Source organism: Blastomonas sp. UPD001, from assembly GCF_003426715.1.
Taxonomy (GTDB): Bacteria; Pseudomonadota; Alphaproteobacteria; order Sphingomonadales; family Sphingomonadaceae; genus Blastomonas.
The window spans coordinates 704,848-730,910 of sequence record NZ_QKVT01000001.1 but is presented as its reverse complement, the minus strand read 5'-3'; the positions used below and the strand labels follow the sequence as shown (position 1 = coordinate 730,910).

The window sequence follows — 26,063 nt, the reverse complement described above, 5'->3', positions numbered from 1 at the left end:
TCAGCGCTTCTCATCCTGATCGTCGCTACCTTCTCACCCTGATCGTCGCGCTACACCGAGAGGTTCGAATCCGACGAAACGCATGGATTCGTCCTCGCCAAAGGTGTAGGTCACGTCCAGCTTGCAGCGTTTGCGATCGCCACGCTTGAGGCTGCGGAACAGGCCAGGTGCCAAACAGTGCGCGGGATCATGTCGGACGTGGGTCAGGTCATGCTTAGGCTTCTTCACGCTGTCTCCTTTTCACCTTGCACTGCCGCTCCAGTACAGCAGGCTTCAACACGCCGCCGTCGTGCCGTCTAAACCAGAGTTCTTGAAAAGGTGCGCCATAGTTGGCCTTGCTGACGCCAAAGCGGACAAAATACCCACGCTGACAATCATCGACCCCCAGTATCTCGGCCTCGCCTTGCGTCATGCCGGATAGGTACGATTGCCAACGGATGTTATCAACCAGTACGGACGATCCACGACTGGCCTGCTGTTGATCGCCCGACCCCATCATGGCTGCGCTTTTACTCGCGTGGTGCAGAAACACAATGGAGCAGCCTGTATCAGCGGCTATGGCCTCCATGTGCCCAACAACCTGCGCCATCGGCCCGCTAGCGTTCTCCTCCTCAATGTGGAAGCGCCGCAAAGTGTCCAAGATCATCAAGCGACGACCTTCAGCGGCTCGTTTGAGAGCATCGAACCAGCTAGCAGCCATGATGTTTGGGCATTTACCGATCAAGGGTTCAATGAGCAAACCATCAGCCACGGCTTGCCGTTCCGCTGCGCTGAGGTGTGCCCCAAGGGCGTGCAGACGATGGTGAATAGCGGCCGGTGGATCTTCAGCAGGCAGATAGACCACTTGCCCGGTGGGAAACTCGCCTATTTCAAGTAAATCAGGCCCGCCTGCAATCTGTGCAGCCAATTGAAGGGCCAACATGGATTTACCAGCCCCACCAGGCGACACAAGAGCACCAACAGTGCCAGCAACCATATTAGGCAGAACATAATCAATGGGTGGCGGCAATTCCGTGAAAGCCGCCATAAGATCAAGAGCCATATAACTAGCCCTCTATAGGGCCAGGTCGCGCAGCTTGATCACCCGATGATTTACGTGCCTCAATCCACTCTTCGACCTCTGACAAATCCCAGGCGACATTTCTACTGGTTAACGCGATACGGCGTGGAAAATCCCCTCGCTGCTCCAGGTTATAAATTGTTCGTGTCGAAAGCGGGATCATCTCCAGGAGCTTCTTCCTGTTGATGAGGGTCTTTATATTTTGCATGGGTCAATACCTCTCAAATGAATAGTTGCTATTCATCGAGTAGCTGCGCGAAGCAGCTAATCGGTAATTGACCTGCCCGATGCCAATGGCGGCCTTATTTATAAATTCACGGCATCAACTTCAATGCTATCAAAGATAGCAAAAACATCAACCCTTACTGCCTCCCGAAGTCCACTCATCAATCATATCGGCCCAATCCTGCAACATCGCCGCCCGCTGCTCGCGGTACTCAGCCTTGTTGTAGACAGCCCTCACGCCCTTCTGCTCGTGCGCCAGGCACTTCTCGATCCAGTCGGTGTTGTAGCCGGCCTCATGCAACAGCGTGCTGGCTGTGCGCCGCAAATCATGCGGTCCGAACTTGGTAAGTGACTTCCCATCTTTCTGCGCCGCCTTGTAAGTCAGCGTCAGCACCTGGTTAAGTGTGGCAGCGCTCATCGGCGCATCCGAGTCGTACCGTGATGGCAAAACGAAGTCGGAACCACCGGCAAAGGTTTTCATGGCAATGAAAATATCCAGAGCCTGCTGGGACAGAAATACCAGGTGCGGGTTACGGCGTTTCATCCGCTCCTTTGGAATCGTCCACAACGCTTCGCTGAAATTGATCTCGCTCCAGGTCGCATTGGTCAGCTCGCTCTTGCGCACCATCGTCAGCAATAACAGCTTGGCCGCCGCACGGTTTGTTGGGCTTGTGCCCACTCGCTCCATGTACTGGTACATCAGCCCAATTTCTTCTGGCGTCAACGCTCGGTCACGTGGCTCGAATCGAGCGATGCTTGTTGGGCGCACCAGTTCTGCCGGGTTTTCGACCTTCTGCCCACGCTCGATGGCCCAGCGAAATACCTGCAACACGATTTCACGCACATGAACGGCGGTGGCCGGTGCGCCTCGCTCAACAATGGCATCAGCCAGCGCCCGCAAGTCTTCGTGGGTGATCTCCACCAGCTTCTGATTGCTGAATTTCGGCTTCAGCTCACGCTCATAAACCGAGCGGCGCATATCGCGGGTGGAGTCGGCCATCTGGTAGCCACGCAGCCACTTCTCCGCCCAGGCACCGAACGTCTCTGCATCTTTCACCCGCGCCTTGTCTCGGGCTTTCTCCTTGGCCGGCGACTTGCCCGCCGCAACCATCTTCTTGGCGTCACCCAACAGCTCGCGGGCTTCGGCCAGGGTGATGCCACCGACACCATAACGCCCAAAGGTGATGGTCTCCTGCCGACCGTTGATTGAGTAGTTGTAACGGAACGAGATGGAGCCGGCTGGAGTCACTGCCACATAGAGACCTTCCCGGTCATTCACTTTGTAGAGTTTGTCCCTGGGCTTGAGATTGCGCAGCTTGGTATCGGTCAGCATGTACCTTGTCCTTCTTCGTCTCCGATACCATGCTGAAAAAATCTCGAATTTATCGTATTTTTTCTTACGAAACAGTAACTTATAGAATATTAATACCATGAACACACAAAAGAACGCAGCATGGTATCGGCATCAATCATGGCATCGCCAAACCATAATACCAGCTTTAATGCCATGCTCAAACGGTGCTTGGCGCTTCCTCCCGTTGCCAGATCGTGCCAAACACAAACAAAAAAAAGCCCGCAATTACGCGGGCTTAGCGGCATTTCATGCCATCAGGTGCCTGGCTGTGCCAGACGCGGAATCATTCCCATTCGATCGTGCCGGGCGGCTTCGACGTATAGTCATAGACCACGCGGTTGATGCCCTTGACCTCGTTGATGATCCGGGTCGCGGTGCGCTGCAGGAAGCTCGCGTCGAACGGATAGATGTCTGCCGTCATGCCGTCGGTGCTGGTGACCGCGCGCAGCGCGCAGACGCTGTCATAGGTGCGGCCGTCGCCCATCACGCCCACGGTCTTGACCGGCAGCAGCACGGCAAAGGCCTGCCAGATCGCGTCGTACAGCCCGGCATTGCGGATCTCGTCGAGATAGATCGCATCGGCCTTGCGCAGGATGTCGCAGCGCTCGCGCGTCACCTCGCCGGGAATGCGGATGGCGAGGCCGGGGCCCGGGAACGGATGGCGACCGACGAACACGTCGGGCAAGCCGAGCTCGCGGCCCAGCGCGCGCACCTCGTCCTTGAACAATTCGCGCAGCGGCTCGACGAGCTTCATGTTCATCCGCTCGGGCAGGCCGCCGACATTGTGGTGGCTCTTGATCGTTACCGACGGCCCGCCGGTGAACGAGACGCTCTCGATCACATCGGGATAGAGCGTGCCCTGCGCGAGGAATTCCGCGCCGCCGATCTTGCGCGCCTCGCTCTCGAAGACGTCGATGAACGTCTTGCCGATGAACTTGCGCTTCTGTTCGGGGTCGGTGACGCCCGCCAGGCCACCCATGAACAGCGCCTCGGCCTGCACATGCACCAGCGGGATATTGTAATGGCCCTTGAACAGGCTCACCACCTGGTCGGCCTCGCCCATCCGCATCAGGCCATGGTCGACGAACACGCAGGTCAGCTGGTCGCCGATCGCCTCGTGGATCAGCACCGCCGCGACCGCGCTGTCGACACCGCCGGAAAGACCACAGATCACGCGCGAACTGCCGACCTGCGCGCGAATTTCGGCGATCTTGGCGGCCTTGAACTCGGCCATCGACCAGTCGCCGCGACAGCCGCAGACATGGCGGACGAAATTGGCGATCAGCTTGGCACCGTCGGGCGTGTGCACCACTTCAGGGTGGAACTGCATCGCGTAGAAGCAGCGCTCGTCATCGGCGATCACCGCATAGGGGGCGCCGGGCGAGGAGGCGACGGAGCGGAAGCCGGGGGCGAGCGCGGTGACCTTGTCGCCATGGCTCATCCACACCTGATGCGCCTCGCCTTCCTTCCACAGGCCGTCGAACAGACGGCAGCGGTCGGTAATCTCGATAAAGGCGCGGCCGAATTCGCCGCCCTTCTCGCCGCCGCCCTCGACCGTGCCGCCGAGCTGCTGAATCAGGGTCTGCTGGCCATAGCAAATGCCCAGGATCGGCAGGCCCGATTGGAGGATTGCGTCCGGCGCCCGCGGGCTGCCGTCCTCGGTGACCGAGGCGGGGCCGCCCGAGAGGATGATGCCCTTGGGCTTCATCCGGTGAAACGCCGCTTCGGCGCTGCTGAACGGGGCGATCTCGCTATACACCCCCGCCTCGCGCACCCGGCGGGCGATAAGCTGCGTCACCTGGCTGCCGAAATCGACAATCAGCACGGATTCGTCATGGGCGATGGTCATGGATGAGCCGATAGTTGCCCTGTCTTGCCAAGTCTAGAGGCGTGAGCGCGTTCAGGACGTTTGCGGATTGTGGTGCACGCGAAGACGCGAAGACGCGAAGTTTCTGTGATCGTTGACGACCCGCTTCAGGCCTTGCTTGAAAGTAGCTCCGCCGAAGTTCATCAACAGGCCCAGAGACATGTTGGCAAGCCGAAGGTAGGTGAGCAGCTGCTTGCCATGGACTGGCAACAGGGCTTCGACAGATTTTATTTCAATAATGAGCGCACCTTCGATCACAATGTCGGCCTTAAAGCCTTCGCGGAGCTGCAAGCCGCGGAAACTGATCGGTATGGACAATTGCCTTTGGACCGCCAGACCTCTTTCTTCGAGGCAGTGTGCAAGCACTGCCTCATAAACCGATTCCAGCAGGCCCGGCCCCAGCTCCCGATGGACGTGCAGCCCGCAATCGACCGCAATGCTCGCAAGCTCCTCCACATTGCGCATCGCGGTATTCTCCTTCGCGCCTTCGCGCCTTCGCGCCTTCGCGTGAAACCCTATACCCCCTCCGCCAGCATCGCGCGCAGGTCGGTTTTGAGGATCTTGCCGATATGGCTGCGCGGGAGTTCGTCGATCGGGTAGAGCGCGGACAGGCGCTGGGTCTTGCCGAGCTCGGCATTCACCTCTGAAAGCAGTATGCCCAGGTCGAGCGAATGTCCCGGCGCGGCCACGACGAAGCCGACCGGGGTTTCGCCCCAGCGCTCGGACGGCATGCCGACCACCGCCGCATCGGCGACGCCGGGCTGCTGCATCAGCACCTCTTCGAGGTCCTTGGGATAGATGTTGAACCCGCCCGAGATGATCATGTCCTTGGCGCGGCCGACGATCTGGACGAACCCGTCCTCGTCCATGATGCCGATATCGCCCATCTTGAACCACAGCTGGCCGTCGGCATCGCGCCATTCCATCTCGCGGGTCTTGTCGGGTTGGTTCTTGTAGCCGCTCATCATCGTCGGCGATCGGCCCACCATCTCGCCCTTGGATCCGGGAGGAAGCTCGTTGCCGTTCTCGTCGATGACCTTGAGCTTGTGCCCCTTGACCGGCTGGCCCACCGTATGGAGCTTGTCCGGGAAATTGTGCGCCTGGAGCATGCAGACGACGCCGCCTTCGGTCATGCCGTAGATCTCGACCAGCCCGCCGGGGAAGCGGCGCAGCGCCTCGGCCTTGAGCTCGGCGCTGAACGGGGCGCTGGTGCAGAACTTGATCTGCATCGACGACAGGTCATGCGCATCGAACGCGGGGTCCGAGAGCAGCCGCTGATATTGCACCGGCACCAGCATTGTGTGCGTCGCGCGCATCGCCTCGGCCGCCCTGAGCCACTGGCCGACATCGAACTTGCCCATCAGCCGGGCGAGCCCGCCGTGCACCATGGTCGGCAGGAACACGGCGAGCGTCGTGTTCGAATAGAGCGGGGTCGAGAGGATCGCGCGCGCGTTCTCGCTGTAGATCGACTGGAAACCCGCGACCGACTGGCGCCAGCGCATTGCGTGCGAATGCACGATGCCCTTGGGCGTGCCAGTCGTGCCGCTCGAATAGATGATGTTGAACGGGTCGCCCGGTTGGGGTGGCGCGATATCGGGGGCGGTGCCGGGAGCGGCCATCCAGCCGTCCATCGCGGACGCATCGCCGTCCGCAGCGTCGAGCATGATATGGCGCGCTTCGCCCAGGTCGACACCGCTCGCGATCAGCTCTGCACGCTTTTCGCGGTCGATGAACAGATGAATTGCGCCCGAATCCGCCAGCATGTTGGCGAGCTGGCGCGGCGTCGCGCTGGTGGTCAGCGGCGCGGCGCAGCCCCCTGCCCGGATCGCACCAAGATAGGCCAGCGCATAGGCGACCGAAGTCGTGCCGAGGATCGCGACCGCCTGACCGCGCTGGAGGCCGTCGGCGAGCACGCGCAGTGTCGTCGCAATACGATCGACCTGATCGGAAAGCGTGCCCCAGCCGATCTGCCGCTGGCCATCGTCAAGCGCGGGGGCATCGGGGCGCTCCCTGCCCCAGGCGGCGATGATACCAGGCCAGTTGCCGAATTCCTTCTCAAGCTCCGCGCGAATGTCCATGCGAATTCCTCTCCTTGCGCGCCGTCGGGCGTCTGTCGCTCCGGACTATGCCCAGAGCGTGCACGAGAGGAAAGAGGCTATCGGAAGCGTAAACCGCTCAGCGCGCTACCACTGCGACAAAGGTGCTCTCGACCCAGCCGCTCTGGCATGGACCGGCATAAGGGCGCTTGCCGCGCACCGGGGCGGTGACACCGCAATCGACGCCGGTTGCGGGCGTAGTCGCCGCAGCGCCGGTCGGTTCGGTGCCCTCGACAGGCGCCGGGGAAGCCGCGGCAGGTTTCGTCCCGTCCTCGCCCGCCACCACCACGCCCAGCCATTGCTGGTCGAGGCTGCGGGTGCAGATGAAGACATGCGCGTCTTCGGTCAGTTCGCCGATCTGTTTGGCGTCCTCGAAGGGCGCATCGCGCACCGGCAATGTACCGCCGCGCAGGTTGCCCACGCGCCCGCGCCCCTGACAGGCCGCGAACCGCGCGCCGCCCTCGCCGATATTGACCGCGCGCGCCGTCGGGCTGGGCTGGGCTGCGTCGAGCCGCTCGCCTGCCTGCACCCCGCCCGGCGCGCGCTTCTGCGCGGGCTCGGGATCGGCGCAACCGGCGAGCGTCAGGGCAATGGCGAGGGGCAGCAGGGCAGCTTTCATGTCCTCTTGCTAGAGCCTTCGCCGACGGCATTCAAGCAAGCTGCGGCGGGTCCATCGCCATGGGAAAGATACGCGGCCGGGTGCCATCGAAAATATGTGCAAAACTGACCGGTTATGCTTGGGTTTCGCGGGGTACGCGGCTATGGCAAATTCATGACAGATACCAGCAATACCTCCACCGAAAACAACCAGAACCCCGCCAACACCAACAGCTATGGCGCGGATTCGATCAAGGTTCTCAAGGGCCTCGACGCCGTACGCAAGCGCCCCGGCATGTATATCGGCGATACCGATGACGGTTCGGGCCTGCACCACATGGTGTTCGAGGTGTCGGACAATGCGATCGACGAGGCGCTGGCCGGGCATTGCGACCGCGTGCTGATCACGCTTAACCCCGACAATTCGGTGACGGTCGAGGATAACGGCCGCGGGATCCCCACCGGCATCCATCCCGAAGAGGGCATTTCGGCCGCCGAGGTCATCATGACCCAGCTGCACGCGGGCGGAAAGTTCGAGAATACGAGCGACGACAATGCCTACAAGGTTTCGGGCGGCCTGCACGGCGTGGGTGTCAGCGTCGTCAACGCGCTGTCCGAATGGCTCGAACTGCGCATCTGGCGCGACGGGCAGGAGCACTGGATGCGCTTCCGCCATGGCGATGCCGAAGCGCCGCTCGCGGTGATGGGCCCCGCGCCCGAGGGCAAGAAGGGCACGCAGGTCACGTTCCTGTTCTCGCAGGACACGTTCAAGAACGTGCAGGAGTATGATTTCGAGAAGCTCGAGCACCGCTATCGCGAGCTCGCGTTCCTGAACTCGGGCGTGCGCATCGTGCTGCGCGACGAGCGCCATGCCGAGGCCAAGGAGCACGATCTCTATTACGAGGGCGGCATCGCCGCGTTCGTGAAATGGCTCGACCGCAACAAGCAACCCTTGATGCCCGATCCGATCGCGATTTCGGGCTCGCGCGACGATGTCACCATCGACGTCGCGCTCGAATGGAATGACAGCTATTACGAAAACGTCCTGTGCTTCACCAACAACATCCCGCAGCGCGACGGCGGCACGCATCTGGCCGCATTCCGCGCGGCGCTGACCCGTACGCTCAACGGCTATGCGGAAAAGTCGGGGCTGTTGAAGAAGGAAAAGGTCTCGCTCACCGGCGATGACATGCGCGAGGGCCTGACCGCGATCGTCTCGGTCAAGCTGCCCGACCCCAAGTTCAGCTCGCAGACCAAGGACAAGCTGGTCAGCTCCGAGGTGCGGCAGCCGCTCGAAAGCCTGATGGCCGACAAGATGGCCGAATGGCTCGAGGAAAACCCGGCGCACGCCAAGGCGATCGTCGCCAAGATCATCGATGCCGCCGCCGCGCGTGAAGCCGCGCGTAAGGCGCGCGAACTCACCCGGCGCAAGGGCGCGATGGACATCGCCTCGCTGCCCGGCAAGCTCGCCGACTGTCAGGAGCGCGATCCCGCCAAGTCCGAGCTGTTCCTGGTCGAGGGTGACTCGGCAGGCGGATCGGCCAAGCAGGGCCGCGACCGGCATTATCAGGCGATTCTCCCGTTGCGCGGCAAGATCCTGAACGTCGAGCGCGCGCGCTTCGACCGGATCATCTCGTCCAAGGAAGTCGGCACGCTGATCCAGGCGATGGGCACCGGCATCCGCGACGATTTCAACCTCGAGAAGCTGCGCTATCACAAGATCGTGATCATGACCGACGCAGACGTCGACGGCGCGCATATCCGCACGCTGCTGCTGACCTTCTTCCACCGGCAGATCCCGGAAATCATCCGCGCCGGGCATTTGTACATCGCGCAGCCGCCGCTCTACAAGGTGAGCAAGGGCAAGAGCGAGGTGTACCTCAAGGATAACGACGCGCTCGACCAGTATCTGGTCGATGCCGGGCTGCAGGGCCGCGTGCTTGAAACCATTGGCGGTGTGCGCGGCGGCGACGATCTGCGCGAGCTGATCGAGCATGCCCGCCGGATGAAGAGCCTGATGACCTATATCCCGCGGCGCTACGATCCGCTGATCGTCGAGGGGCTCGCGCTCGCTGGCGCGCTGACGCCGGACATGCCGCAGGGCGATCGCCAGGCGGCGGTCGAAAAGGCAGCCCAGTGGATGGGCGGCGCCGATCCCGAGGCGCGCTGGCAGGGCGAACTGTCGGCCGAAGGCGGCTATCATCTGCAGCGCTTCTGGCGCGGCGTGACCGACCATCATGTCGTCGACCTTGCCTTCCTCAACAGCGCCGAAGCGCGCAAGCTGCACCGCGTGGCGGGCGAATTTGCCGAGGTCTATCTGAACCCGAGCCGGCTGGTGAAGGCCAGCTCGGCCGCAGCTGCAACCGCCGAGGCGGGCGAGGACGATGCCGAGGAAGCGGTGATCGCCACCGGCCTCGTCATCAACCGCCCTTCCGCGCTGCTCGACGCCATTCTGGCCGCGGGGCGCAAGGGTCTGGCGGTCCAGCGCTACAAGGGGCTGGGCGAGATGAACGCCGAGCAGCTGTGGGAAACCACGCTCGATCCCAACCATCGCTCGCTGCTGCAGGTGAAGGTCGAGGATGCCGATGTCACCGACGAGGTGTTCACCCAGCTGATGGGCGATGTCGTCGAGCCGCGGCGCGACTTTATCCAGGAAAATGCGCTGAACGTCGCCAATCTGGACGTCTGAGGTTCGGAGCGACGGCATGACCCCGCTCCGCCTCGCCTATATCGTCGCGCACCGGGTGCGGCTGATCCTTCGGCGGTTGTTCCAGATCCGCACGCAGGGCGTGAAGGCGGTCGTCCTGCGCGGGCGCGAGGTGCTGCTGATCCGGCACAGCTATTACGCCACCGACCGGTACATGCTGCCCGGTGGCGGTGTCGGGCGCGGCGAGACGTCGGTGGAGGCCGGGATTCGCGAGGTGCTCGAAGAAACCGGGTGCCGGCTGGAAAGCCCGCGCATGCATGGCGAGTTCCTGTCGCACCATGAGGGCTTTCCCGACCAGATCACCATCGTCGTCGGCGAGACCCGCGACGATCCCCGGGCCGATCCCGGTGAGCTGCTCGAGGCCCGCTTCTTTCCGCTCGATGCGCTGCCCGATGCGCTGGCCGATGCATCGCGGCGGAGGATCATCGAGGTGCGCGATGGGCTGCCGCCCTCGGACCGATGGTAATCAGGCGAAGGGCAGTTCGGGCTGGCGTTCGTCCTGCGCGTCCTCGTCTCCCGCGCGCGACAGGCCCGAGAGCGTCAGTCCCAGAAGGCGCACGCCATTGTGCAACGGCAGGATCTGATCGATCAGCGCCTGACCGATCTCCCCGAACATCGCCCTGCCCGACACCGGCTGCGGCAGGGTGCGCGCGCGCGTGATGGTGTGGAAATCGGCGAAGCGCGCCTTGAGCGTCACCGTCCGTCCCTGGCCTTCGGCGCGCTCGACCCGCTCCCACACGATGTCCGCGACATGCTCGAGCGCGGCGCGCAGCCCGTCCTCGGTCCAGATGTCCTCGCCATAGGTGCGTTCGCCGCCGATCGACTTGCGGATGCGATCGGCGCGGACCGGGCGGTTGTCGATCCCGCGCGCGGCGCCGTGCAGATAGCTGCCCCAGCTGCCGAAATGCTGGAGCAGCCATTGCTCCGACCTGGCCGCAAGGTCGGCCCCAGTGACGATGCCCAGCGCCGCCATCTTCTCGGCAGTGCGCGGACCGACCCCGTGGAAGCGCTTGACCGGCAGTGCGGCGACAAAGCCCGGCCCCTGTTCGGGGCGGATGACGCACAGGCCATCGGGCTTGTTCTGGTCGCTCGCGAGCTTGGCGATGAACTTGTTGTACGACACGCCCGCACTGGCCGTCAGCCCGGTCTCGCGGTAAATATCGGCACGGATCATCTCGGCAATATGGGTGGCCGAAGCGATCGCCTGCTTGTTGGCGGTAACGTCGAGATAGGCCTCGTCGAGCGAGAGCGGCTCGATCTGGTCTGTGTGCCGCGCGAAAATGTCGCGGATCTGGCGCGAGACCGACTGATAGACGTCGAAGCGCGGCTTGACGAAGACCAGGTCCGGGCATCGCCGCTGTGCAGTCACCGACGGCATCGCCGATCGCACCCCGAAGGCGCGTGCCTCATAGCTGGCCGCCGCGACCACCCCGCGCCGCGAGGATCCGCCCACCGCCACTGGAAGCCCGCGCAGCGCCGGATTGTCGCGCTGTTCGACGCTCGCAAAAAAGGCATCCATGTCGATATGGATAATCTTGCGCGAAAGGGGATCGGCTGCGCCTTCCATGGGTTTGAGCAAAATAGAAACCGTCCGCGCGGTTGGCAATCGCCGAACCAGCGCCCATTATGGTGCGATGCACAATGAAAAGACACTCGATATGGCATCGACCGCAATAGCTCGTAATGAAGCCGCCTTCCCCCTGGGAACGCGCGAACTCGTCGCCATGATGGCGGCATTGATGGCGCTGAACGCGCTCGCGATCGATTCGATCCTGCCCGCCTTTCCGGCCCTGGGCGCGGCGTTCGATGTCGCGAGCGCCAACGACCGCCAGTTCGTGATCAGCAGCTATCTGATGGGCATGGGGATCGGGTCGCTGATCTATGGGCCGATCGGCGACCGGTTCGGGCGCAAGCCAGTATTGCTGGGCTCGCTGCTGTTCTACGTGATCTTCGGCTTTGCCTGCGCCTTTGCGCCCGACTTCGAGACGCTGCTGGTGCTGCGGTTCGCGCAGGGCTTTGCCGCCGCCGCGATGGGGGTGCTGGTAGTCTCGGTGATCCGCGACATCTTCTCGGGCGACCGGATGGCGAGCTTCATGTCGATCATCTTCATCGTGTTCATGGCGGTGCCCGTGCTCGCGCCAACCGTCGGCCAGCTGATCCTCTATTTCGCGCAGTGGCAGTTCATCTTCATCCTGCTCGCGGTGATGGGAAGCGCGGTGGCCCTGTGGGTGTGGCTGCGCCTGCCCGAGACGCTGCGGCCCGAAAACGTGATCCCGATCCGGCTCGATGCCATTGGCAGCACCTGGTCCAAGGTCGTGTTCAATCGGACCGGCTTCGGCCATGTCGCCGCGGGCGGCCTGCTGATGGGGGCAATGTTCGGATTTCTCAACAGCTCGCAGCAGATCTTTTCTGATGTGTTCGGCGCACCGGACCTGTTTCCCTATGCCTTTGCCGCCGTCGCAGGCGCGATGGCGGTGTCGAACTGGTTCAACAGCCGGATCGTCGAACGATTTGGCGCGCGACGGGTCTCGCAATCGGCGCTGCTCGCGTTTCTGGTGCTGTCGACCGCGCAGATCGGCGCGGCGCTGTTGCCGGGCGAGCCGATGGCGCTGTTCCTCGTCATCGTCGCGCTCAACATGGCGATGGTCGGCTTTATCGGTGCAAATTTTGGTTCGATCGCCATGGAGCCTTTCGGCGCAATGGCCGGGGCGGCATCGTCATTCCAGATGGCGTTCCGCACCGTGTTGGGCACCGCGATCGGCGCGCTGGTCGGTCAGGCCTTTGATGGCAGCACGCTGCCAATGGCGATCGGCTTCCTCAGCTGCGGACTGCTTTCGCTGGCAGTGATCTTCTGGGCAGAGAACTGGCAGCTCTTCCGCCGCCCGGGCACCTGCCCCAAATCGCCGATGTAAGTCGTTCAAAGAAAAACCCCGGCGGGTCACGCCGGGGTTTTCGCTTGCCTCAGTGCGAGACGACGCCGGGATCGTCCTCGGGTATCTCGATTATGCCCTTGCCCAGATGGCTCGCCTTGTAGCCATAGAGATAATAGATCACGAGGCCGATCGCGCCCCAGGCGGGCAGCACCAGCATCGCTTCCAGCGGCAGGTTGAGGAACAGGAAGATACAGCCGGCAATCGTCGCGGGCCCGACCAGCCACAGCATCGGCGTCCGGAAAAGACGCTCGCGGTTCGGATCGGTCTTGCGCAGCATCATCACCGCGATCGCGACCATCATGAACGCGTAGAGCGTCCCGGCATTGGCGATATCGGCAAGCTGGCCGACCGGCAGGAAGGCGGCGGCAAAGGCGACGATGCCGCCGGTGATCGCGGTCACCACATAGGGGGTCTTCCACTTGGGATGGATCTTCGACAGGCCTTCGGGCAGCAGGCCATCGCGCGCCATCACGAAGAAGATGCGGGTCTGGCCGAACAGCAGGATGAGGATCACCGAAGGCAGCGCGACGAAGGCGGCGATGCCGAGCATGTTGCCGACGGCGCTGAAGCCGATTTCGCGCAACACATGGGCCAGCGCCTCGTTCGAGCAGACCAGCATGTCAGCATATTGCGGCAACGCGCACTGACGCGCGAGTTCTTCCGAACCTGCGGGGAACGGAATGCCATTGGGTCCCAGGATCGGCTGGCCGCCGATGGTGCCGACAGCGCCCGCAGCCACCAGGATGTAGAAGACGGTGCAGATGCCCAGGCTTCCGATCAGACCGATCGGCACGTTGACCTGCGGGTTCTTGGTTTCCTCCGCTGCGGTCGAAACCGCATCGAAGCCGACATAGGCGAAGAAGATCGTCGCCGCAGCGCCCACCGCGCCGATGCCCGAACCGAAGCCGCCGAACACGCCTGCGGGGAGGAACGGGTTGAAATTGGCCATGTCCGCCTTGGGCAGCGTCAGGATGATGAACGCGGTCAGTGCGGTCACCTTGATTCGCGACTAGCACGGCATTGACCTTCGCCGATTCACTGGTGCCGATCATCAGCAGCCAGGTCACCAGCAGCGCGATGACGATCGCCGGCAGGTTGATCAAACCGCCGGGCGCGCCGCCCAGCCAGACCGGCCCCGCCGTGAGATAGGTCGGCAGCGTTATGCCGAAGAATTCGTTCAATATCGTGCCGGTGAAATAGCCGGACCACCCGACCGACACCGCGCTCGCCGCGACCGCATATTCAAGGACGAGCGCCCATCCCACCGTCCAGGCGAGCAGCTCGCCCATCACCGAATAGGTATAGGTATAAGCTGAGCCCGCGACCGGGATCATCGCGGCGATCTCGGCATAGCACAAGGCCGCGACGATGCAGATCAGGCCCGCAATTGCGAAGGCCAGCATCAGGCCCGGCCCGGCCTTCTGGGCGCCGGCCGAGGTCAGCACGAAGATACCCGTGCCGATGACGCAGCCGATGCCGAACAGGGTCAGCTGGAACCAGCCCAGTGTCGGATGCAGCGATTTCTTCTTGGCGGTCGCCAATATGGCGTCCAGCGGTTTGACACGCGCAAATTTCATGATGTGTACGATTTCCCACCCTTGGCAGGCCCGTGGCCAGCCGGTTGCGTCCCGGAGGTTCCACCCCCTCCATGTTGGGCACAGGATTAGCGGCTTTTCACGCGCTGGCAACCGGCTTGTCACCCATCTGTCGCATCGCGCGCGGGTCACTGCTCGATGGCGGCACGCTCGGCATAGCTTCGGAGGATGTCACCAGGCAGCGCGATCCGCCGCATCGGTCCGAAGGCGGCGCGCGCCCCGCAGCTGGCATAATCGGCGGCGCTCTCCAGTTCCTCGCCATAGGGGTGACCGTTGGCCACCACGCGAAGCCAGTTACCATCGACCTGGATGACGCGGATACGCCGGTTGCTCTCGCTGTCCTTCACGCTGTACCAGCCGGTCTGCGGATCGAGGCTCAGCCCGCCCGCGCCCAGCGTGCAAGTGTGGGCATTGGCGCCGACGGATTCGCCGCTCGCCTCATAGCGGCCGTCAGCGGTTCTCTCGACATAGGCATAGCCCATAGAGGCCTGCGCAAGCAGCGGTGCGAGCCGCGCGAACAGGGGCGTCTGGCGCATCGCCTCGCTCGCCGGCAGCTCGTCATCGATGAACAGCGCGCCCTCGCCCGGCTTCAGCCAGTCGCTCTCTCCCAGCGCGCCCAGCAATTGCCCCTGCCGCTCGGTATAGGCAGTGCGCAGGCAATCGGCGGGAAATTCCTGACCCATGCAGGCGTCGCGCTGCCTGAGCCATTGCCGCTGCTCGGTGACAAGCTGCGCATTCTTGCTGCGCGCTTGAACGAAGGTTTTCGCGAGCAGCCGGTCGGCGTCGGCCAGATCGCGATTGTCGGGCAGGCAGATCGTCCGCTCGGCGAGGCTGGTGGCCTTGGCGCAGTCGAACGAAGGGTCTCGCACGGCGGTATCGCTGACCGCAATGTCATCGACGAGCGACTGCGCCTCGGCGGCGGTCAATTCCATCCGGGCGTCGCCCCCGACGAGCACGAGCGGGTGCGCGATCATTCGCCCCTTGAGGCTGGCCAGCTGCGCTGGCGAAATCTCGGTCCGGTCGAGCAGCGCGCCGTCGAGCTCGATATCGGTCAGGCCATAGCGGTGGAAGCTGCTGAGTTTCGCCTGGCTGAAATTGGCACCGCGCGCCGAGATCGGCTTGTCGCTGGCATAGAGCGGGCATCCATCGGACAGGGTGATCCCGCAGGAAAAATCGAAGCGGGAAAGATTGGCGCCATCGAGATTCCAGCCATCGACGCCGCCTTCGAACCAGCCGCCCTCGAGCATCCCCCCGCTGAAATCGGCCTTGTCCGCGCGCACATTGGTGAGATTGGCGTCGCGGAACAGCACGCCCGGCGCATGGATGCCGGTGAGCACGGCATCGGTCAGGTTGGTCTTGATAAAGCCGATCCCCGCCGCGCGCGCGCCCGTCCAGTCGCTCTTGCTGAGATCCGCCTCGACAAAGCAGGCATTGGACAGTGCCATGCGGCTGAAATTCCAGCCGGCAAACGAGCCGCCCTGGACGACGGCCCCCTGCCCCACCGCCTTGACCAGCGCCTCGGGCGACCGGATCGCAGTTCCGTCCACCGTTCGCACATCGGCGGCCGGCTCTTTTTCGCCCCAGAAATCGCCCAGCATGGTTTCGCACGGGACCGTCGGTTGGGCGTGCGCGGCAAGCGGCGCCAGCAACATGACGCAAAGGACGGCCAGAACTCGCAGCATCGATGCCTCCCCTCAAGCCCGCTCGCGGCAGACTATACCTGCCGCGCCGGCTTGAGAAGGGATCGCGTCACCCTCGCATAAGCATCGGGCCGAGCGGCCTTCCGGCAAACAGATGGACATGCAGGTGCGGCACCTCCTGGTGCGCATCCAGCCCGATATTGGCAAGCAGGCGATAGCCCGGCTCGACCAGACCCAGCTTGCGCGCCACCTCGCCGACGCCGCGCACGAATGCCGCGATCTGCTCGTCGGTGCCGCGTGCGGAGAAGTCGTCCCAGCTGACGAACGGGGCCTTGGGGATCACCAGCACGTGCGTCGGGGCCTGCGGATTGATGTCCTTGAATGCCAGCACATGATCATCCTCGTGCACCTTGGTGCAGGGAATCTCGCCGCGCAGGATCTTCGCGAAGATGTTCTGATCGTCATAGGGCAGCGTGGGATCGATCGGCATGGTGGTCACTCCTTGGGGCGAGAGAGCTTTTCGGCAATGCCGGACGTGCCTTCGCGCGCATCGAGCTCGGCGAGCACGTCGGCCCAGGACAGACCCATATCGGCGAGCAGCACGAGCAAATGGAAGATCAGGTCGGCGCTTTCGCTGACGACGCCCCTGCCGTCGCCCTGGATCGCGGCGATCACGGCTTCGACGGCTTCCTCGCCGATCTTCTGGGCGATGCGCGGACGGCCGCGCGCGCTCAGTTTCGCGACATAGCTGCTGTCGGGCGATGCCTTGCGCCGCTCGGCGATGACGGCTTCGAGCCTTGCGATAATCGGGTCTGCCATATGGCCACGCTCTGCTCCGCAGCCGCGCTGGCGTCAAGCCTGCTCAGGGCCTGGGCGGGCCCTTGCGGTGGCGGCCCGCGGCCCAGCGACCGATCAGCAGCCCGGCTATGCCCATGCACAACAGCCCGATGCTGCCCGGTTCGGTAATCTCGATCCAGCTGCGGATGCCCTCGGCGCGCGTCAGGCCGTCGAGCGTGATCCGCCCGAGCGGGCTCGCTTGAAGCGGTGCAGCCAGCGCGAGACCGGGCACGATGACGGCGATGCGGCGCATGACCTTCAACCTTTCGCTCCTGCCGGGTTTCATTCCGAGACACTTCATGCCCAATGGTTAAGCAAGCGCTCTGCCAGATTGCGCAAAGCCCCGGAAAAGCGTGCGCTCGATGGTTAACGCCTCAGCGCCATGCACCGCGACTGTCAAGGCTGCCGACAATCGGCCCGTCGCAAATGCTGCAGGATCAATGTGATCGTGCGGGCAGTCCGGCCTCGGCCAGCGCGCGATGCGCATCGGCGATGGTCGCCTCGCCGAAATGGAAGATCGAGGCTGCGAGCACCGCGCTGGCATGGCCGCGGGTGACACCCTCGACCAGATGGCCGATATGGCCGACCCCGCCGCTCGCGACGACGGGAATGTCGACCTGATCGGCGATGGTGCGGATCAGATCGAGATCATAGCCATCGCGCGTGCCGTCGCGGTCCATCGAGGTGACGAGCAGCTCCCCTGCCCCCAGCCGAGTGAGCTTCAGCGCATGCTCGATCGCGTCGATGCCGGTTTCCTTGCGCCCGCCATGGGTGAAGATTTCCCAACCCTCGCCATCGGCGCGACGGCGCGCGTCGATCGAGGCAACGATGCACTGGCTGCCGAAGCGCTCGGCGATATCGGCGACGACCTCGGGTCGCGACACCGCCGCGCTGTTGACTGCGACCTTGTCGGCCCCGGCGAGCAGCAGCGCGCGCGCATCTTCGGCGCTGCGCACCCCGCCGCCGACGGTCACCGGCATGAAGCAGACCTCGGCGGTGCGGCGGACGACATCGATAATCGTGCCGCGCGCCTCGTGGCTCGCGGAAATATCGAGAAAGCAGAGCTCGTCGGCGCCGGCGGCGTCATAGGCGCGCGCCTGCTCGACCGGGTCGCCCGCATCGCGCAGATCGACGAAGTTCACGCCCTTGACCACGCGACCATTGGCGACGTCGAGACAGGGGATGACGCGAACCCGGACGCTCATCCGCGCGAGGCCATGGCGATCGCGGTGGCAAGATCGAGCCGCCCGTCATAGAGCGCGCGCCCCGTGATGACGCCTTCGATGCCATCTTCAGCATGCAGGCTGAGCAGGTGGATGTCGTCGAGCCCCTTCACACCGCCGCTGGCGATTACGGGAATATCGGTGGTGCGGGCCAGCGCGACCGTCGCGTCGATATTGCAGCCCTTGAGCAGTCCGTCGCGCCCGACATCGGTGAACAGCAGGCTCGCGACACCCGCGTCCTCGAACCGGCGCGCCATGTCGACGACCGGAACGTCCGAGACATCGGCCCAGCCGTGCGTCGCGACCATGCCGTCGCGCGCATCGACCGCGACGACGATGCCGCCTGCATAGGCCTTGGCCATGTCGCGCACGAATTCGGGATCGGTCAGCGCAGCCGTGCCAATGACGACGCGTGCGACGCCGAGGTCGAACCAGCCTTCGACCGCTGCCCGTGTGCGGATGCCGCCGCCGAGCTGGAGATAGCCGGGAAAGCTCTTGATGATCGATTCCACCGCGCTGCGGTTGACCGCCTCGCCGGCAAAGGCACCATCGAGATCGACGACATGCAGATGCTGTGCGCCCGCCTCGGCAAAGAGCTGCGCCTGGGCGGCGGGATCGTCGCCATAGACCGTCGCGCGGTCCATGTCGCCTTCGGCGAGGCGCACGACCTGACCGCCCTTCAAGTCGATCGCGGGAAAGACGATGATGCTCATGACACGGTCCAGTCAAGAAAGCGGCGGAGCAGATCGAGGCCATAGGCCTGGCTCTTTTCGGGGTGGAACTGCACGCCCAGAATGTTGTCGCGCGCGACGGCAGCGGTGACGGGACCGCCATGATCGGTAACCGCAGCGACATCGGCGGCATCGGCGGCCGCGAAATGATAGCTGTGCAGGAAATAGGCCTCGCCCGGCACGATCAGCGGCGCGCCATCGGACGGGGTGACGTCGTTCCAGCCCATATGCGGCACCTTGATCGATGGGGTCGCGTCCATCGCGCGCACCTCGCCGCCGATCCAGCCGAGCCCTGCATGCGTGCCATGCTCGAGCCCGCGCTCGGCGAGCAGCTGCATGCCCACGCAGATGCCAAGAAACGGCACCTGGTCGCCGCGCACCCTTGCCTCGAGCGCATCGATCATGCCGGGGATCGCCGATAGGCCGTTCATGCACGCGGCAAAGGCACCGACGCCGGGCAGCACGATCCGGTCGGCCGCGCGCACGAGTGCAGGATCATCGGTTACCGCGATATCGGCGGCGCCGGCGGCCTTCAGCGCGTTGTGGACACTGTGCAGATTGCCCGCGCCATAATCGATCAGCGCGACGCGATCAGCCACCCAATATGCCCTTTGTCGAAGGCACCGCGCCCTGCTTGCGCGGGTCAATCTCCACGGCGGCGCGCATCGCGCGGGCAAAACCCTTGTAGATGCTCTCGCAGATATGGTGGTTGTTAGCGCCGTAGAGCAGCTCGATGTGGAGCGTGAGGCCAGCGGTCTGCGCGATCGAGTGGAACCAGTGCTCGAACAGCTCGGTGTCCATCTCGCCCAGGCGCGGCTGGCTGAAGCCGGCCTTCCACACGAGGAAGGGACGCCCCGATATGTCGACGGCGACGCGGCTCAGCGTCTCGTCCATCGGCGAATAGGCATGGCCATAGCGCACGATCCCACCCTTGTCGGCCAGCGCCTGGGTCAGCGCCTGGCCGATGGCGAGCGCGCAATCCTCGGTCGTGTGGTGCTGGTCGACATGCAGGTCGCCCTTGATCCGGCAGGTCAGGTCGATCAGCGAATGGCGCGAAAACTGCTCGACCATATGGTCGAGAAAACCGATGCCGGTCGAAACATCGAACTGGCCTGTCCCGTCGAGGTTCAGCTCGACGAAAATGTCGGTTTCATGGGTCTTGCGTTCTATCCGGGCGGTGCGCATGCTGCGCCCTATAATCAGCTTGCAGACTCGCGCAACAATTTTGCCGCTGGTCGCCGGATGATGTCGCGCGGGCATTAGCGCCTTGACCCTGAACGAATGTCAGTCCAACAAAATGGGCATGAGTGACGATGCGCCCGACAGCCTGATTCCCTATGACGAGATCGTCCAGGAAGCCTTGCGTGCGGTCGTCGGCCGCGTGCTGGGCGAGGTCGAATCGAACGGACTGCCGGGCAATCACCATTTCTACATCACCTTCAAGACGCGCTCGCCGGGCGTGGACATTCCCCGCCATCTGGTCGAGCGCTTCCCGGACGAGATGACGATCGTCCTGCAGCAGAAATTCTGGGACCTGAAGGTCGAGAAGACCGGATTTTCGGTGGGGCTGAGCTTCAACCGGGTGCCTGCGCACCTGTTCATTCCGTTCAGTGCGATCACCGCATTTGTCGACCCGGCGGTCGATTTCGGCCTGCAATTCCAGGTTTCGGGCGATACACCTCCGCCCGAGCCGCACGAAGCGGCCGAAAACGATCATCCCGGCGGCGATGGCGACGGCTCCAACGTCGTCAGCGTGGATTTCGGCAAGCGCAAATAGCGGCTTGAGGGCCGCCTTTTACGGATTGGGCCTTTGACAGACATCGATACCCGCATCGAAAGCGACTCGCTCGGCGAGATCGCGGTTCCCGCCCATTGCTATTGGGGCGCGCAAACGCAGCGCAGCCTCGAGAACTTCCCCTTCGCGCCGCACGAGCGCATGCCGATCGGCATCGTCCATGGGCTGGCGGTGGTCAAGCAGGCGGCGGCGCGCGTGAACCGCAACCATGGCCTGCCTGCGGACATAGCCGACGCGATCGAAGTCGCGGCGGCGGAGGTGGTTTCCGGCGCGCTCGATGACCAGTTCCCGCTCACCATCTGGCAGACCGGCAGCGGCACGCAGAGCAACATGAACGTCAACGAGGTGATCGCGGGCCGCGCGAACGAGCTGCTAACGGGCCAGCGCGGCGGCAAGGCCCCGGTGCATCCCAACGATCATGTCAACAAGAGCCAGTCGTCGAACGACGCCTTCCCCACCGCCATCCATATCGCCGCCAGCCTGGCCGTGCAGGCCCGGCTGCGCCCCGCGCTCGACCGGCTGACAGAAGCGCTGGCGGACAAGGCGGCAGCCTGGGACCATATCGTCAAGATCGGTCGCACGCACCTGCAGGATGCGACCCCGCTGACCCTGGGCCAGGAATTTTCAGGCTATGCCAACCAGCTCTATCGCTGCGGACGACGGATCGAACCGGCGGTGGTCGCGGGCACCTATCGCCTCGCCATCGGCGGGACGGCAGTGGGTACCGGTCTCAACGCGCCCAAGGGCTTCGCGCAGGAGATGTGCGAGGCGATCGCCGAGATCACCGGCCATCCCTTCCACCCGGCGGAGAACAGTTTCGAGGCGCTGGCGAGCAACGATCCGCTGGTGCACCTTTCGGGCACGCTCAACACGCTGGCGGTGGCGCTGACCAAGATAGCCAACGACATCCGCCTTCTCGGCTCGGGCCCACGCTCGGGTCTGGGCGAGCTGGAGTTGCCCGCGAACGAGCCGGGCAGCTCGATCATGCCGGGCAAGGTCAACCCGACCCAGTGCGAGATGCTGACCATGGTCGCAGCGCAGGTGATGGGCAATCACCAGGCGATCACCATCGGCGGGCTGCAGGGCCATATGGAACTCAACGTGTTCAAGCCGCTGATCGGGGCGAACGTTCTGCGCTCGGTCGATCTGCTGGCGACAGGGATGGAGGGCTTCGCCGAGCGTTGCGTCGACGGGATGAAGGCCAATGAAACGCGGATCGCCGAGCTGGTCGATCGCTCGCTGATGCTGGTCACCGCGCTCGCCCCGGTCATCGGCTATGACCATGCCGCCAAGATCGCCAAGCACGCGCACGAGCATGGGCTCACGCTCAAGCAGGCAGGGCTGGCGCTGGGCCTGGTCGACGAAGCCACGTTCGATGCGCATGTCCGCCCGCAGGACATGATCGGTCGCTGACACCGTGCGGGAACGCTCCCACAGCGGTAGGCGTTTGAGGTCGAAGCCCAAATCAGCTATGGATGTGCCATGACCAGCCCCGTGAACGACAGCCCGTCCGCCCCCGTCACGCCCGCCAGCACCACGCCGGTGGTGAACGCACCGGCTCCGGTGGATGGGACCGGCGTCACCGCCGCGCCCCCCGCGGGTCGCCCGCACTGGACGGTGGGCGCATGGAACGGCGCGAGTCGGTTGATCACGACGGCTGCCAATGATGAAATGGTCCGCAACATGATCGGTGCCAGGGCACGGAGCCAGATCGCGGCGACAGTGTTTGGTGGTACGGTCATGGGGGCGATTGCCGCGCGCATCGCCACGCGTTCGGTCCCGGGTGCGCTGCTGGTCGGCGGTGCGCTCCTCGCCAAGGCGGTCTACGACCAGCGCAAGCAAAAGGGCAAGCCGCCCCAGGCTTGATCCGCGGCCCGTAACGCACAAATTGGTTGACCTTTGGCGGAGGCTTTGGCCATGAGCCGCCATGGTCATACCCGTCGTTCAAGCGCCCCTGGCCCGTCGTGGCCTGCTGTTCATTCTCTCTTCGCCCTCCGGGGCGGGAAAATCGACCATCGCCAGGATGCTGCTCGAGGCAGACGACCAGATCGCCCTGTCGGTTTCGGTGACCACGCGTCCGCCCCGCCCCGGCGAGGTCGACGGCAAGGATTATCACTTCATCGACGAAGCCGAATTCCACCGGCTGGTCGAGGACAATGCGCTGCTCGAATGGGCCAAGGTGTTCGGCCATTATTACGGCACGCCCAAGGCGCAGGTGAAGCAGGGTCTGCGCGAAGGGCAGGATTTCCTCTTCGACATCGATTGGCAGGGCACGCAGCAGCTTTACCAGCGCGCCGAGGGCGATGTCGTCCGCGTGTTCATCCTTCCTCCCTCGCTGGAAGAGTTGCACCGGCGGCTGCGCAGCCGCAACACCGACAGCGAAGAGGTGATCGCCGGGCGCATGGCGCGGGCGCAGGACGAGATCAGCCATTGGGACGGCTATGATTTCGTCGTCATCAACGACAATGTCGAGAACTGCTTCGAGAAGGTTCGCCAGATCCTCAATTCGGAAAGGATGCGCCGCGCGCGCCAGACCGGGCTGATCGATTATGTCCGCGACCTGATGAACAAGCCGGCCCCCTGACGCGCCTCACATCACCCGGTCGAGAAGCTTCTTGCCGGATTTGAGCGGGTTCCTGCGGAAATTGGCTTCCTCGCGCCCAATATAGGTGAAGATACCCGACATCGCCTGATCGGTGACGCTGTCGATCAGCCCGTCGCGGCTGAGGTCCACGCCCGCGAGCGCGCCGAGTACACCGCCGGTGCCACCCTTGCCCAGGCTATCCAGCTGCTTGAAGGCGCCGGTACGGCCCAGCGCGCTGCTGACCAGCGGCCGCATCTTCTGCCGCAACACCTCGCCCGAGGTGCGGCGCAGATATTCCGTGCCTGCGGTATCGCCCCCCGCGACGATGCCGACGCCATCGGTCAGCGTCATCGAATCGATCGCCGAGCGGAACACCGGTTTGGCCTCTTGCGCGGCGAGGCCAGCGGCATCGTTCAATGACTTGACCAGATTGTTGGTGATCCCCGCCCGGTCAGTCAGCCGCAGCAGCTTGGTCGCCTTTTGCAGCGGACCGGGCAGCAGGATGCGCACCGCCTGGTCGGCATAGAAGGCACCCGGTCGTCCGAGTTGATCGAGTGCGCTGTCCGAGGCATTGCCGAGCAGGCCCTTCATCGACCCGCCCAGCGATGGCGCACTCTTGCGGCTCTGCGCGTGCGCCGGCGCGACAAGCGCCACTGTCGCCACGCTCAATGAAATGGCCAGGGCCAGCTTGCTCAACGCCATTTCGCATCTCCCCATCGCTTCCGACAGGCAGTGTGCATGAAAGCGGTGCGCGCGGCCAGTGCGCGCACCGCGATTTTACGTCCGAACCCGACCGATCAATGGCCTTCGGGGTCGTAGCCGCCCTGCGGGACCGAGGCGTTGACGATGCCGCCATCGACCGGGATGGTCGTGCCGATGACATAATCGCCCGCACGGCTGGCGAGGAAGATCACCGCGCCCGAAATGTCCTGCCAGTCGCCGACGCGCTTGTTTGGGATGCCGCTGGCCACCTTGTCGCCATAGTCGCGCGCAGCCTTGTTCATGTCCGAGGGGAAGGCGCCCGGGCCGATGCCGGTGACATAGATATGGTCGCGCAGCAGGCGGACCGCCATGCGCTTGGTCAGCTGGATCAGCGCCGCCTTGCTCGCCTGATAGCTGTACGTCTCCCACGGGTTGATGCGCATGCCGTCGACCGAGGAGATGTTGATCACCTTGGCCGGGGTTTCGGCGGTCGCGCCCGCCTTCAGCAGGCCATGCAACGCCTGGGTCAGGAAGAAGGGCGACTTGACGTTGAGGTCCATCACCTTGTCCCAGCCGATTTCGGGGAAGTCCTCGAACTCCGCGCCCCATGCGGCGCCGGCATTGTTGACGAGAATGTCGAGCCGGCTTTCGTGCTCGGCCAGCTGCGCGGCGAGCTGCCGCGCGCCTTCGACGCTCGAGACGTCGCAGGGCAGCGAAATGCAGTTCGGACCCAGTTCCTCGGCTGTCGCGTCGCAGGCGGCAGCCTTGCGCGCCGAGATATAGACCTTAGCGCCCGCGGCGATCAGCCCCTGCGCGATCATCTTGCCGATGCCGCGCGATCCACCGGTGACCAGGGCGACCTTGCCCTTGACCGAAAACAAATTCTCGATGCTCATGTTCATTTCTCCGAACGCAAGGCTTCCCTTGCAATGATGGTGCGCTGGATCTCGCTGGTGCCCTCGTAGATGCGGAACAGCCGGACGTCGCGGTAGAAGCGTTCGACGCCGTAATCGGCGATATAGCCAGCGCCGCCGAAGATCTGCACCGCGCGGTCGGCGACGCGGCCGACCATTTCGGACGCGATCAGCTTGGCGCAGGCGCAATCCTCGGTGATCCGCTCGCCACGATCCTTGGCCTGGGCGGTCTGCAGCACCAGCGCCTTGGCCGCCTTGCACTCGGCCACCGAGTCGGCGATCATCGCCTGGATCAGCTGGAACTCGGCGATCGGCTTGCCGAACTGCTGGCGCTCCCTGGCATAGGCGATGCTGTCGGCGATCAGCCGCTCCGCCGCGCCGACACAGACCGCCGAAATGTGCAGCCGCCCGCGATCGAGCACGCGCATCGCGACCTTGAAGCCATCGCCCTCCGCGCCCAGCCGGTTCTCGACCGGAACGCGGACATTGTCGAAATTGACGTCGCAGACATGCGCGCCCTGCTGGCCCATCTTGCGCTCGGGCTTGCCGACCGACAGGCCCGGTAGATCGCGCGGGACGAGGAAGGCGGTGACGCCCTTGGGGCCGGGCCCGCCTGTGCGCGCCATCACCGTGAACAGGTCAGCCTTGTCGGCATTGGTGATATAGCGCTTGGAGCCATTGAGCACATAGGCATCGCCGTCGAGCTCGGCGCGGGTCTTTACCGATCCGCTGTCCGATCCGACATCGGGCTCGGTCAGCGCGAACGAGGTGATGATCGCACCGCTGGCGATCAGCGGCAGGTACTTGGCCTTTTGCGCCTCGTTGCCGTCCATCACCAGCCCCTGGCTGCCGATCCCGACATTGGTGCCGAAGGTCGATCGCATCGCGGGCGACGTCCTTCCGAGCTCGAAGGCGATGCGGACCTCCTCCTCCATGTTGAGGCCGAGACCGCCATAATCCTCGCTGATCGACAGGCCGAACAGCCCCAGATCGCGCATGTCCTGGACGAGATCGTCGGGAATCTCGTCGGTCTCGGATACCTGCGCCTCGAGCGGCCGCAGCCGTTCGGCAACGAACCGGCGGACGCCTTCGAGCAGCGCGTCGAAAATTTCGGGATCGAGTGCCATTCTAAATGCTCCCTGAAAGTCTCTCCCCTCCCGCTTGCGGGAGGGGCAGGTTCAGCTTGCTGAACCGGGGTGGGCC

General features: G+C 64.1%; 27 protein-coding genes and 1 pseudogene. 7 read left to right on the top strand and 21 right to left on the bottom strand.

Translation table 11 applies throughout. The features are described 5' to 3' along the window. Positions 1-33 precede the first annotated feature (33 nt). The 8 genes from repC to DM995_RS03470 form a co-directional block, all read right to left on the bottom strand. Positions 34-228: a replication protein C, IncQ-type gene (gene repC / locus DM995_RS03505; RefSeq protein WP_502696575.1), complete on the bottom strand. Its 195-nt coding sequence runs from the start codon at positions 226-228 to the stop codon at positions 34-36. Then, entirely contained in the window at positions 215-1,042 is an 828-nt protein-coding gene (locus DM995_RS03500; protein ID WP_001162384.1) for a helicase RepA family protein, read from the bottom strand. The genes repC and DM995_RS03500 overlap by 14 nt, the downstream gene beginning before the upstream one ends. 4 nt (positions 1,043-1,046) lie before the next feature. Further along, a complete protein-coding gene (locus DM995_RS03495; protein WP_001179606.1) occupies positions 1,047-1,268 on the bottom strand; it encodes a helix-turn-helix transcriptional regulator in 222 nt (73 codons plus the stop codon). Positions 1,269-1,415: 147 nt separating this feature from the next. Further along, positions 1,416-2,618, bottom strand: coding sequence for a tyrosine-type recombinase/integrase (locus DM995_RS03490; protein WP_000954590.1), 1,203 nt, complete (start codon positions 2,616-2,618; stop codon positions 1,416-1,418). A 304-nt stretch (positions 2,619-2,922) separates the two neighbouring features. Further along, positions 2,923-4,488, bottom strand: coding sequence for a glutamine-hydrolyzing GMP synthase (gene guaA, locus DM995_RS03485; RefSeq protein WP_116968508.1), 1,566 nt, complete (start codon positions 4,486-4,488; stop codon positions 2,923-2,925). A gap of 51 nt (positions 4,489-4,539) precedes the next feature. Further along, on the bottom strand, positions 4,540-4,971 hold the full coding sequence (locus DM995_RS03480) for a GxxExxY protein (protein ID WP_116968507.1): 432 nt from the start codon (positions 4,969-4,971) through the stop codon (positions 4,540-4,542). A 50-nt stretch (positions 4,972-5,021) separates the two neighbouring features. Then, on the bottom strand, positions 5,022-6,584 hold the full coding sequence (locus DM995_RS03475; protein ID WP_116968506.1) for a class I adenylate-forming enzyme family protein: 1,563 nt from the start codon (positions 6,582-6,584) through the stop codon (positions 5,022-5,024). A gap of 97 nt (positions 6,585-6,681) precedes the next feature. Further along, entirely contained in the window at positions 6,682-7,221 is a 540-nt protein-coding gene (locus DM995_RS03470; protein WP_116968505.1) for a hypothetical protein, read from the bottom strand. 153 nt (positions 7,222-7,374) lie between these two features. On the opposite strand from DM995_RS03470, the gene gyrB reads away from it, so the two are divergent. Then, a complete protein-coding gene (gyrB, locus tag DM995_RS03465) occupies positions 7,375-9,888 on the top strand; it encodes a DNA topoisomerase (ATP-hydrolyzing) subunit B (RefSeq protein ID WP_116970313.1) in 2,514 nt (837 codons plus the stop codon). 16 nt (positions 9,889-9,904) lie between these two features. Further along, positions 9,905-10,372: an NUDIX domain-containing protein gene (locus DM995_RS03460; protein WP_116968504.1), complete on the top strand. Its 468-nt coding sequence runs from the start codon at positions 9,905-9,907 to the stop codon at positions 10,370-10,372. Here DM995_RS03460 and dinB read toward each other — a convergent pair whose 3' ends face one another. Continuing rightward, a complete protein-coding gene (gene dinB, locus DM995_RS03455; RefSeq protein ID WP_116968503.1) occupies positions 10,373-11,473 on the bottom strand; it encodes a DNA polymerase IV in 1,101 nt (366 codons plus the stop codon). Positions 11,474-11,564: 91 nt separating this feature from the next. Between dinB and DM995_RS03450 the strand changes: the two genes are divergently transcribed. Then, positions 11,565-12,818, top strand: a complete 1,254-nt coding sequence (locus tag DM995_RS03450; RefSeq protein WP_116970312.1) for a multidrug effflux MFS transporter — start codon at positions 11,565-11,567, stop codon at positions 12,816-12,818. Positions 12,819-12,867: 49 nt separating this feature from the next. On the opposite strand, the pseudogene DM995_RS03445 reads toward DM995_RS03450, so the two are convergent. The 9 genes and pseudogenes from DM995_RS03445 to hisB all read right to left on the bottom strand — a co-directional run bounded on the left by DM995_RS03445 (position 12,868) and on the right by hisB (position 20,050). Continuing rightward, positions 12,868-14,416: pseudogene (locus DM995_RS03445) on the bottom strand (amino acid permease). Positions 14,417-14,562: 146 nt separating this feature from the next. Then, positions 14,563-16,116 (bottom strand): pentapeptide repeat-containing protein, encoded by a 1,554-nt coding sequence (locus DM995_RS03440; RefSeq protein ID WP_116968502.1) that lies wholly within the window; start codon positions 16,114-16,116, stop codon positions 14,563-14,565. A 67-nt stretch (positions 16,117-16,183) separates the two neighbouring features. Continuing rightward, entirely contained in the window at positions 16,184-16,564 is a 381-nt protein-coding gene (locus DM995_RS03435; RefSeq protein WP_116970311.1) for a histidine triad nucleotide-binding protein, read from the bottom strand. A 5-nt stretch (positions 16,565-16,569) separates the two neighbouring features. Continuing rightward, positions 16,570-16,893 carry a phosphoribosyl-ATP diphosphatase gene (locus DM995_RS03430; RefSeq protein ID WP_023839379.1) on the bottom strand — a complete coding sequence of 108 codons (324 nt, stop codon included), beginning with the start codon at positions 16,891-16,893 and terminating at the stop codon, positions 16,570-16,572. 43 nt (positions 16,894-16,936) lie between these two features. Beyond that, positions 16,937-17,164, bottom strand: a complete 228-nt coding sequence (locus DM995_RS03425; RefSeq protein ID WP_031318712.1) for a hypothetical protein — start codon at positions 17,162-17,164, stop codon at positions 16,937-16,939. A 184-nt stretch (positions 17,165-17,348) separates the two neighbouring features. After that, positions 17,349-18,116 carry an imidazole glycerol phosphate synthase subunit HisF gene (gene hisF / locus DM995_RS03420; protein WP_116968501.1) on the bottom strand — a complete coding sequence of 256 codons (768 nt, stop codon included), beginning with the start codon at positions 18,114-18,116 and terminating at the stop codon, positions 17,349-17,351. Further along, positions 18,113-18,847: a 1-(5-phosphoribosyl)-5-[(5-phosphoribosylamino)methylideneamino]imidazole-4-carboxamide isomerase gene (hisA, locus tag DM995_RS03415; RefSeq protein ID WP_116968500.1), complete on the bottom strand. Its 735-nt coding sequence runs from the start codon at positions 18,845-18,847 to the stop codon at positions 18,113-18,115. Before hisA ends, hisF begins: the two co-directional genes overlap by 4 nt. Continuing rightward, positions 18,844-19,464 carry an imidazole glycerol phosphate synthase subunit HisH gene (gene hisH, locus DM995_RS03410; protein WP_116968499.1) on the bottom strand — a complete coding sequence of 207 codons (621 nt, stop codon included), beginning with the start codon at positions 19,462-19,464 and terminating at the stop codon, positions 18,844-18,846. The genes hisA and hisH overlap by 4 nt, the downstream gene beginning before the upstream one ends. Continuing rightward, positions 19,457-20,050, bottom strand: a complete 594-nt coding sequence (gene hisB, locus DM995_RS03405; protein WP_116970310.1) for an imidazoleglycerol-phosphate dehydratase HisB — start codon at positions 20,048-20,050, stop codon at positions 19,457-19,459. Before hisB ends, hisH begins: the two co-directional genes overlap by 8 nt. 118 nt (positions 20,051-20,168) lie before the next feature. Here hisB and DM995_RS03400 point away from each other — a divergent pair, with 118 nt between their 5' ends. From DM995_RS03400 to gmk, 4 genes are all read left to right on the top strand, one after another. Beyond that, positions 20,169-20,642 (top strand): SspB family protein, encoded by a 474-nt coding sequence (locus tag DM995_RS03400; protein ID WP_023839385.1) that lies wholly within the window; start codon positions 20,169-20,171, stop codon positions 20,640-20,642. A gap of 33 nt (positions 20,643-20,675) precedes the next feature. Beyond that, positions 20,676-22,073, top strand: a complete 1,398-nt coding sequence (gene fumC, locus DM995_RS03395) for a class II fumarate hydratase (protein ID WP_116968498.1) — start codon at positions 20,676-20,678, stop codon at positions 22,071-22,073. 69 nt (positions 22,074-22,142) lie between these two features. Then, positions 22,143-22,526: a hypothetical protein gene (locus DM995_RS03390; RefSeq protein ID WP_116968497.1), complete on the top strand. Its 384-nt coding sequence runs from the start codon at positions 22,143-22,145 to the stop codon at positions 22,524-22,526. 61 nt (positions 22,527-22,587) lie between these two features. Next, positions 22,588-23,244, top strand: a complete 657-nt coding sequence (gene gmk, locus DM995_RS03385; protein ID WP_116968496.1) for a guanylate kinase — start codon at positions 22,588-22,590, stop codon at positions 23,242-23,244. 6 nt (positions 23,245-23,250) lie between these two features. On the opposite strand, the gene DM995_RS03380 is transcribed toward gmk, so the two are convergent. The 3 genes from DM995_RS03380 to DM995_RS03370 form a co-directional block, all read right to left on the bottom strand. Continuing rightward, positions 23,251-23,946, bottom strand: coding sequence for a DUF4197 domain-containing protein (locus DM995_RS03380; protein WP_232824013.1), 696 nt, complete (start codon positions 23,944-23,946; stop codon positions 23,251-23,253). 95 nt (positions 23,947-24,041) lie between these two features. Next, entirely contained in the window at positions 24,042-24,842 is an 801-nt protein-coding gene (locus DM995_RS03375) for an SDR family oxidoreductase (protein WP_116968495.1), read from the bottom strand. Between the two features lie 2 nt (positions 24,843-24,844). Next, positions 24,845-25,987 (bottom strand): acyl-CoA dehydrogenase family protein, encoded by a 1,143-nt coding sequence (locus DM995_RS03370; protein ID WP_116968494.1) that lies wholly within the window; start codon positions 25,985-25,987, stop codon positions 24,845-24,847. Between the last annotated feature and the right edge of the window lie 76 nt (positions 25,988-26,063).